The sequence below is a fragment of the Rhodoferax sp. genome, assembly GCF_028689305.1.
Lineage (GTDB): Bacteria > Pseudomonadota > Gammaproteobacteria > Burkholderiales > Burkholderiaceae_C > Rhodoferax.
In genome coordinates this window covers 34746-43342 of the sequence record NZ_JAQTWM010000023.1, presented here as the reverse complement: position 1 = coordinate 43342, position 8597 = coordinate 34746, and the positions used below count along the sequence as shown (strand labels likewise).

Annotated in this window: 8 protein-coding genes and 1 pseudogene; 6 read left to right on the top strand and 3 right to left on the bottom strand. The window is 62.2% G+C overall.

Annotated features, from left to right (window positions below):
* A pseudogene (locus tag PHW99_RS07140) lies at window positions 1–472 on the bottom strand (hypothetical protein); the annotation flags it as partial.
* A gap of 344 nt (window positions 473–816) precedes the next feature.
* Here PHW99_RS07140 and sodC point away from each other — a divergent pair.
* The 3 genes from sodC (at window position 817) to PHW99_RS07125 (ending at window position 3121) form a co-directional block, all read left to right on the top strand.
* A complete protein-coding gene (gene sodC / locus PHW99_RS07135; RefSeq protein ID WP_300175167.1) occupies window positions 817–1332 on the top strand; it encodes a superoxide dismutase [Cu-Zn] SodC in 516 nt (171 codons plus the stop codon).
* Window positions 1333–1442: 110 nt separating this feature from the next.
* Window positions 1443–2312: an OmpA family protein gene (locus PHW99_RS07130; protein WP_300175165.1), complete on the top strand. Its 870-nt coding sequence runs from the start codon at window positions 1443–1445 to the stop codon at window positions 2310–2312.
* A 107-nt stretch (window positions 2313–2419) separates the two neighbouring features.
* Window positions 2420–3121 (top strand): Yip1 family protein, encoded by a 702-nt coding sequence (locus PHW99_RS07125; protein WP_300175164.1) that lies wholly within the window; start codon window positions 2420–2422, stop codon window positions 3119–3121.
* Window positions 3122–3128: 7 nt separating this feature from the next.
* Here PHW99_RS07125 and PHW99_RS07120 read toward each other — a convergent pair whose 3' ends face one another.
* Complete coding sequence (locus tag PHW99_RS07120) at window positions 3129–4529, bottom strand: heavy metal sensor histidine kinase (protein ID WP_300175162.1); 1401 nt, start codon at window positions 4527–4529, stop codon at window positions 3129–3131.
* On the bottom strand, window positions 4517–5203 hold the full coding sequence (locus PHW99_RS07115; RefSeq protein WP_300175160.1) for a heavy metal response regulator transcription factor: 687 nt from the start codon (window positions 5201–5203) through the stop codon (window positions 4517–4519). The genes PHW99_RS07120 and PHW99_RS07115 overlap by 13 nt, the downstream gene beginning before the upstream one ends.
* Window positions 5204–5342: 139 nt before the next feature.
* On the opposite strand from PHW99_RS07115, the gene PHW99_RS07110 reads away from it, so the two are divergent.
* The 3 genes from PHW99_RS07110 to PHW99_RS07100 are packed head-to-tail and all read left to right on the top strand — an operon-like array spanning window position 5343 to window position 8591.
* Entirely contained in the window at window positions 5343–5681 is a 339-nt protein-coding gene (locus PHW99_RS07110) for a copper-binding protein (RefSeq protein ID WP_300175158.1), read from the top strand.
* 31 nt (window positions 5682–5712) lie between these two features.
* Window positions 5713–6984, top strand: coding sequence for a TolC family protein (locus tag PHW99_RS07105; RefSeq protein WP_300175156.1), 1272 nt, complete (start codon window positions 5713–5715; stop codon window positions 6982–6984).
* On the top strand, window positions 6981–8591 hold the full coding sequence (locus tag PHW99_RS07100) for an efflux RND transporter periplasmic adaptor subunit (RefSeq protein ID WP_300175154.1): 1611 nt from the start codon (window positions 6981–6983) through the stop codon (window positions 8589–8591). Before PHW99_RS07105 ends, PHW99_RS07100 begins: the two co-directional genes overlap by 4 nt.
* Window positions 8592–8597 lie beyond the last annotated feature (6 nt).

Below are 8597 nucleotides of genomic sequence, written 5' to 3'. Positions count from 1 at the left end.
GGAGCTTGGCCGCATGTTCGAAGTACTGGGCGATCCGGCCCAGGTCGACCAGGTCCTGTTCATCAAAACCCAGGCCGGTTTCGCGGAACAACGAGACCATACCGAGGGGGCGGCCGTTGACTTCCAGGCGGGCCTCAATCGTGTGGTGGTGGCCACAACCACGGACCAGCAGTTGGTAGGTGTTGCTGGAAAAATACTCACGCGGGGGCTTCCAGAGCTGACCCACTTTGGGGGCGCGCCGGTTGGTGAGCAGCCGCTGCAGATTCAGTTCGGTGGGCCCGGCAAACAGCGAGCCGTCACTGGCGCATAACGCTTGCACGTCATCCGGGCAATCCTCGTGATAAGTGGCCTGCTGCTCACCGTGGTGTGACGTGAGGAACAGCGCCGAGGCGGCGTTGGGCACCAGATCGTGGGCGATGGTAAAAGCGTCCGGCGCAATCGCCATCAGGTCGAGGCCACTGCAGCACAGCATGCGCAGCTGTGACCACTGTCGTATGTTCTTTTTGCTTGCCATTTCACGAACTCACTTCGCAGCGAAAAAATGGAATCGGACGGTTCATTGTCAGCGCTGTCCCGGCAGGATGGCTGCACCGTCGCCGGGTGCCCCTGCGGCCCCTGTGATTTCTGCCAAGTATAGGTCGACGCCGGGTGCCTGCTTTCCGACTGGCTTGTTGAAATCCCCCCACGCAGGGGGCTGGCAACACAACTTCCCCCAACTTAGCATGCCGACCTTCGCTTCGTTTTGCCTGGCAAAGCGGAGTGCAACGGGCGCGCGCCAACCGTGCGCTGATGTATCGAGACAAGAAAGTGAATCCCATGAATTTCAAGCTGATTGCTGCCGCCGGATGGCTGGCCTGTGGTGCGGCGCAAGCCGATTTGCAAGTTCCCATGAATCTGGTGAATGAAGGTGGATCTGTCAGAGCCATTGGCCAGGTCATCGTCAGTGAAACCCCGTTTGGTGTGGTATTCACACCCGCGCTGACCGACCTGCCGGCAGGGTTGCATGGATTCCATGTGCATGAGCATCCCAGCTGCGCTGCCAAGGAGAAGGACGGCAAGATGGTGCCCGCATTGGCAGCGGGGGGCCACTACGACCCCGCTGCCAGCGGGCGTCACGGTTTCCCCTGGGGCCGTGGCCATCTGGGTGACCTGCCGCCGTTGTATGTTGATGCCAGTGGCCAGGCTGCCAACCCGGTGCTGGCACCACGCCTGAAGATGAGTGATCTTGTTGGCCGCTCGCTGATGATTCATGTGGGTGCCGACAACCACAACGACCATCCGGCTCCATTGGGGGGTGGCGGAGCCCGCCTGGCTTGCGGTGTGATGGGCTGACCAGTCATTCAGGCTCTCGTGCCGCAGCCGGCACGTTGGATGCCGATTCTTTCTTTCAAGTCGTATTGACGGTGATGCCGTCGCACCTGTTTCTTCCCTCAGGAGCTCCTGTGCCTTTTTCCTACCGATCCCTGCTTGTTGGCTTGGTCGCCGCACTGATGGTTTTGTTGTCGCCAGCACATGCTGCCAGTGACCCTGCCGATGCCGAGTCCACCACCGAACACCCGGAGGTGTCCCGTTTCCCCGGTTTCTACATCGACAACTCGAAACACAATGACTTCAATGAATTCAGTTTCTCCAGCAAGAACCGTGATCGTGACGGTCAACCGGTGGGGGAACTCAAGGCCGGCCAGTACTGGTTCATTGACTACATCCTGAAAGACGGTGCGCGCCAGCCCAGCGCGGTGGAGTTGATCCGCAACTACGAAAATGCCTTTCGCAAGCTGGGGGGCAGCATGGTCTACCGCGACCCGCCCGAGAGCGCGGTCTACCGCATGCCACTGGGTCGCGGCGGCGAGCGCTGGGTGCAGATCAACATCGATGCCGAAGGCGCGCGCTACCAGCTGAACATTGTTGACGTCGCTGCCATGGCACAAAAGGTGGAGTTCTCGGCCAGCGAGATGGCCGACGCCCTGAAGAAACAAGGCCACGTGGCGCTCACCGGCATCCTGTTCGACACCGGCAAGGCCAGCATCAAGCCGCAATCCGAAGCACTACTGAAAGAAGTGCTGACCGTGCTCACCAACGACAAGGCACTGAACCTGGCCATTGAAGGCCACACGGACAACGTAGGCAACGCCAAGGCCAATGCCGAACTCTCCCGGCGCCGGGCCGAGGCGGTCGTGGCCTACCTGGTGGCCCACGGCATCCAGGCCCAGCGGCTCAAGGCCAGCGGCAAGGGGGACAGTGTTCCGGTGGCTGACAACCGCACCGAAGACGGCCGCGCCCGCAATCGCCGCGTCGAATTGGTCAAGTTCTAGGCGTTGTGGCTTTTTCTTCCGGCCTTTCTATGCATAGATGACTGTGCCGGTGCTCTGCGTCGCAGGCAGGTCCGTTCTTGTTATCGATCTTAAACAGGGGGTTCACCATGGCTGTTGCCGAGCGCGCCAAAAACATGATGGTCAAACCAGCCGAGACCTGGCTGGTTGTTGAACAGGAGATCACTGGCTGGTCACAACTCTACCTGCCCTACCTGGCTTGGCTGGCTGCCATTCCGGCGGTGGCTGGGCTGGTTGGCTGGACCCTGGTGGGCATGGGTGGATTCGGCGTATCACTGCGTCTCCCGCTGGGGACCGGGCTGGCCATGATGATCAGCCAGTACATCATGACCCTGGTCATGGTGGCGGTCTGGGGCTGGGTGATCAATCTGCTGGCGGGGTCATTTGGCGGCCAGGCCAATCTGATGAACGCGGTCAAGCTGTCGGTGTATGCCAGCACCCCGGCGATGGTGGCTGGCGTGTTCAACGTCATCCCATCGCTGGCCATTCTGGGGCTGCTGGGCGGTCTGTATGCGTTGTATCTCTTGTACCTGGGACTGCCGGTGTTGATGAAGAACCCGGCGGAAAAATCACTGCCTTACGCTGCCGTGGCCGCCGTGGTGGGTATCGTCGGCAGTGTGTTGATCAGTGCCGCCGGCACGATGTTGCTGCCCTCGCCCATGTCACCCATGCACAGCGCCAGTGGTGTTGCCATCTCGACACCTGAGGGTGAGGTCAACATTGATATGAAAAAGATAGAAGCGCTGACCAAACGCCTGCAGGCTGAAGCCGAACAGGAAGACAAGCCGTAGTTCTTGTCTACCGAGGCAGTCTGATGGTCAGGGTGGTGAGCTTGTCCATGGAGCTGGCGGAGATGGTTCCGCCGTGGGCGTTGATGATGGATCGGGTGATGGCCAGCCCCAGGCCCGTGCCCTCCGAGTTGCGCTGACGCGCGGGGTCAACCCGGAAAAAGCGGTCAAACACCCGCGCCAATGCTTCCGGGGGAATGGTGTCCCCGGTGTTTTGTACCGCAATCACCACTTCTTGTGCCGTCTGACTCAGTGTGACTCGGACCTCGGTAGCAGGTGTGGCATGGCGTACCGCGTTGGACAGCAGATTGCCCAGGGCGCGGCGCAGCATCAGCCGGTCCGCCATCAGGGTGGCCTCACCGCTCCATTGCAGGGACAGTTTTTTTTCTTCGGCCAGCATCTCAAAATAGTCAAACACGGCACGTACCTCTTGCGCCAGCTGAAGCGTTTCACGCTGAAGCAAAACCAGGCCATGGTCAGCCTTGGCCAGCAGCAGCATGTCCGAGATCATGCGTGCCATACGATCGAACTCTTCGGCGTTGGACTCCAGCACACTTCGGTATTCGGTGGCGCTGCGCGTGCGCGACAGGGCCACCTGGGTTTGTGTCATGAGGTTGCTCACCGGGGTGCGTAACTCGTGTGCAATGTCGGATGAAAAATCCGACAGGCGCGCAAACGCCAGCGCCAGCCGGGCCAGCATGTCATTGAGCGACTGGGCCAGCTCGGCCAGTTCTGCCGGCATGTGTTGCACGGGCAGCCGGTGGTTGAGTTGCTGCGCTGTGACGACCTGCGCTTGTTCGCGCATCGCATGCAGCGGTGCCAGTCCACGGCGCACCACGGCCCAGCCCAGTGCACCGGTGAGGAGCGCCGCAACGGCCACAAAAAGCCAGAGTGTCCGCAAGAATGACCGCATGTAGGCCTGGTGGTGACCGATGTCGGTGGCGGCCGCCACAAAAACCTGCATCGGGTGGCCGGCTGCATCCGGGGTGGCCAGCGGCATCTGGGCGGCGATACCCCGGTAGGTCTGGCCCTCCAGCGTCCACAGGGCCGGATGGGGCGGCACCCGGGTGGCGTGGGTCACCACCAGTTCCGGGCTGAAGCCGGCGTGTGTGGTGGCAAAAATGACGGAGCGGTCAGCGTCCAGCACCATCACTTCCAGTCCATGGTGGCCGACCAGGGAACGGGCCAGCTGGTGGGTGAAAGGTATCAGGCCCTCGGGGGAGGTGACGGTCTGCAGGCCCTGCCGGATCAGCTCCATCTTGCCGGAAAGCACCTCCATGTCCAGGTCTTCAAAGTGCTGTTCCACCGAAGAGGCCACCACCCAACCCAGCAGCAGCAACACCGCCGTGGCGGCGGTGACAAACATCAGCGTCAGCCGCCGGGTCAGAGACATCTGGCTCAGGCGGCGCACTCGGGCTGCTCCAGGACATAACCCATGCCACGCACGGTGTGAATCAGTTTGGGCTCGAATCCGTCGTCCACCTTGGCACGTAGGCGACGCATGGCCACTTCGATCACGTTGGTGTCGGAATCAAAATTCATGTCCCAGACCTGCGACGCGATCAGCGAACGTGCCAGCACCTCACCCTGGCGGCGCAGCAGCAATTCCAGCAGGGCAAATTCCTTGGCGGTCAGGTCAATACGCTGGCCCGCGCGGGTGACACGTCGGCGCAGCAGGTCCAGCTCCAGATCGGCGGCCTTGAGGAAGGGGCTGACTGGCACCTTGCTGCCGCGGCGCAGCAGTGTGCGGACCCGCGCCAGCAGCTCGGAAAAGGCAAATGGCTTGACGAGGTAGTCATCAGCGCCCAGTTCCAGGCCCCTGACCCGGTCATCCACATGGTCACGGGCGGTCAGGAACATCACCGGCATGTCCTGGCCCGAGCGACGTATACCGGCCAGTACCGTCCAGCCGTCACTGCCAGGCAACATGACGTCCAGGATGGCCAGGTCGTAGTGCTCAGTCAGCGCGGCGTGCAGACCGTCGCCGCCATGGCGCACCAGATCAACCACAAAACCTGCTTCCATCAGGCCCTGCCGGAGGTAGTCGCCAGTTTTGGGTTCGTCTTCCACAATCAGAATTTTCATGAACAGGATTCTCCGCTGGCTGAAAGGGTGGGCGCCAAGATAACAGGATTGTCATCTGGCCGTCAGCTTGTTGTTGGTGCGGCTTGGGCAGACTTGTCGCCATCTCTTTTGTTTCAACCCTCAAGCTGCAGGAAATTTCATGAAGACAGTTGTTGCCCCGATGTTGATGGCCATGACCATGGTTTTTGCAGCTCCGGCCATGGCGCAGGCCGATCACAGCACGCACGGCAGTTCGCCGGCCGCCGCTGCACCCAAGACGTCGGCCCTGGGAGAAGGCCTGGTCAAGAGGGTGGACAAAACCAAAGGCACGGTCACGCTGGCGCACGGCCCGATGAACGGCATGCCGGCCATGACCATGGCCTACAAGGTGAAAGAGGCCAGCTGGCTTGACACGCTGCAGGCCGGGCAAAAAATTCGTTTTGCCGCCGATCCGGCCCTGGGTGGCATGACGGTGACGGCTTTTGAGTTGCTCAAATAAGTTGACCGTGCCAATGACGCGAGCTGCCTTCATGCCATCGGTCGTCCGCACCGGGGTGACGATCACCCTGCTGGTTTGGGGGGGCTGGGTCAGCGCGCAGGAAGTGCCGCCGCTGCCCGGTGCCAGTGTGGACAGCCTGCTGGCGCTGGCCAGGGAACATAACCCGGACTATGCTGCCCTGCAGCATGAGCTGACTGCCGCGAGCGAGCGGGTCCTTCCCGCCGGGGCGTTGATGGCGCCCCGGTTCAAGCTGGAATGGGAAGATGTCACCAAGGCCGGCCAGCAAAGCCCGACCCTGTGGCCCTCGGATGTTGGCAGCACACGTTACACCCTGTCGCAGGATTTGCCATGGGCTGGCAAGCGTGAGCTCAAACGCGAGATCGCCACGCAGGAGGTTGAAGCGGCCCGGGGCCGTGCCCAGCAAACCTGGTCTGACACTGCTGCCCGCATCAAGGCCCTGTTTGCCCAGCGTTATCTGGTACAGGCCAGCGAGCGCCTGACGAATGAAAACCTGGACCTGATGCTCAAGCTGGAGCAAGTGTTGCAGGTGCGTTATGCCGGTGGATTGGCCGCGCAGCAGGACATCACCCGCATCCATGTGGAACATACCGCCATGCGTTCCGAGCTGGTGGCACTGGCGGGCGAGTGGCGCCAGACCCAGTCACGCCTCAATGCGCTGTTGGCGCGACCGGTGGATGCCCCACTGGCCGCACCACAAGGCCTGCGGCCCTTGCCAGAGCCGGCCAGACTGACATTTGCCGCACTGGCCGAGCGCCTGCGTCAGGCCAGCCCCCAGTTGCTGCAGGAGTCGGCACGGGTCAGGTCGGCTGAAAAAGCCCGCGAACTCAGCCGCAAGAACCGTTACCCGGACTTCACCGTGGGCATCAATGCCATGCAGCGCCAGGGCAGCGTGAATGAGTGGGGTGTGATGGTTGAGCTCAACTTGCCGATTCAGACGGATGTGCTGCGTGCCCAGGAGCGTGAGGCCGAGGCCATGCTGGTGGCGGCGCAGTCGCGCCAGGAAGCGGCACTCAACCAGTCCCTGGCTGACCTGTCTGACAGCTTGAGTGCCCTGGAAACGGCGCGGCAAACCGAACATTTGATGACCTACAGCCTGATGCCGCAGGCTGAGCTGACCTGGCGTGCGGCCCTGGCCGGTTATGAGAATGGCAAGGCGGATTTCGCGACCTTGCTGGATGCACAACGGCAAATTCGTCAGGCACGGTTGAGCCAGATCAAGGCCCAGGTGGACGCACAGATGCGTCTGGCCGACATCGAAAAACTGTTGGGAGAAGAGTTATGAAGCCAGGTGCGGCCATGGCGGTCGGGCTGCTAGCGCTGGCGGGCGCAGTGGCCGCCGGTTACGGGTGGGGGCGCTTTGGCCAGGCCAATCCGGGGCCGAGTCCGGCAACGCCTATGACAAGTGCCTCCGAGTCCATGGCCAAGAAGCCCAAACTGCTGTATTACCGCAACCCCATGGGTTTGCCAGATACCTCGCCGGTGCCCAAGAAAGACCCGATGGGCATGGACTACATCGCGGTGTATGAGGGCGACGCCAGCGACGAACCCGCTGCTGCCAACCAGGTCCGGATCAGCACCGACAAGGTGCAAAAGCTCGGAGTGCGTACCGAGGCCGCCCAGGTGCGCAGCCTGGCGCGGACCGTGCGTGCCGCGGGGCGTGTGGAGCCCGATGAGCGGCGCATTGTGATGGTTGCGCCCAAGTTTGAAGGGTACGTGGAGCGTCTGCATGTCAACGTGACCGGCCAGCCCGTGACCAAAGGCCAGCCGCTGTTTGAGGTGTACAGCCCGGAACTGGTGTCGGTGCAGCGCGAATACGTGATTGCGGTGCAGGGGGCGGCGGCCCTCAAGGGGGCTGACAGTCCGGCCCAGCTGGGCATGGGACGCCTGGTCGAGTCCAGCCTGCAGCGGCTGAAAAACTGGGACATTTCCGAAGAGCAGATCAAGACGCTGATGGCCTCGGGCGAGGTCAAACGCACCATGACGTTCCGCTCACCGGTGTCGGGCATCGTGACCGAAAAAAAGGCGCTGCAAGGCATGCGTTTCATGCCCGGTGAGGCGCTGTTCCAAGTGTCTGATCTGTCCGCCGTCTGGGTGATCGCTGACGTGTTCGAGCAGGACCTGGGGCTGATCAAAACCGGGGCCAAGGTGCAGCTCAGCGTCCAGGCCTACCCGGACAAGACTTTTTCTGGCCGGATCACCTATGTCTATCCCACGCTCAAGTCCGAAACCCGCACGGTACCGGTGCGGGTGGAACTGCCCAACCCGGGTGGCCTGCTCAAGCCCGGCATGTTTGCCCAGATGGAGGTGCAGGTGACCGGCAAGGCCCTGGGGGTGACGGTGCCGCTGTCGGCGGTGATGGACAGCGGCACCCGGCAGATCGTGCTGGTCCAGCTGAAGGAAGGCCGGTTCGAGCCGCGGGAGGTCAGGCTCGGGGCGCGCAGTGACAGCCATGTGGAAGTGCTCAGTGGTGTGCGTGAGGGCGAACAGGTGGTGGTGGCGGCCAACTTCCTGATTGATGCCGAGAGCAACCTGAAGGCCGCCATCGGTGGCTTTGGTTCTGCATCAAATGGGGCTCTAGCCCATGTGAAACCTGCTCAGGATGCTATTAAATCTGTAGTGAATGCCGGTCACCAGGCGCACGGAACGGTGGACAGCGTGGACGCCGGGACTGGCACCATCAGCGTGAGTCACGGTCCGGTAGCCAGCCTCCAGTGGCCGGCCATGACGATGGAGTTCAAGATGGCCAATGCAGCGCTGCTCAAGGGGCTACAGCCGGGTTTGCGTATCGACTTTGAGTTTGTGGAGCGGGCAGCGGGCGAATGGGTCATCACCAGTGTCAGACCACTGGTGGCCGGTCCGGCTGCCAGCGCCGCCCACACCGGCCACTGACAGGAC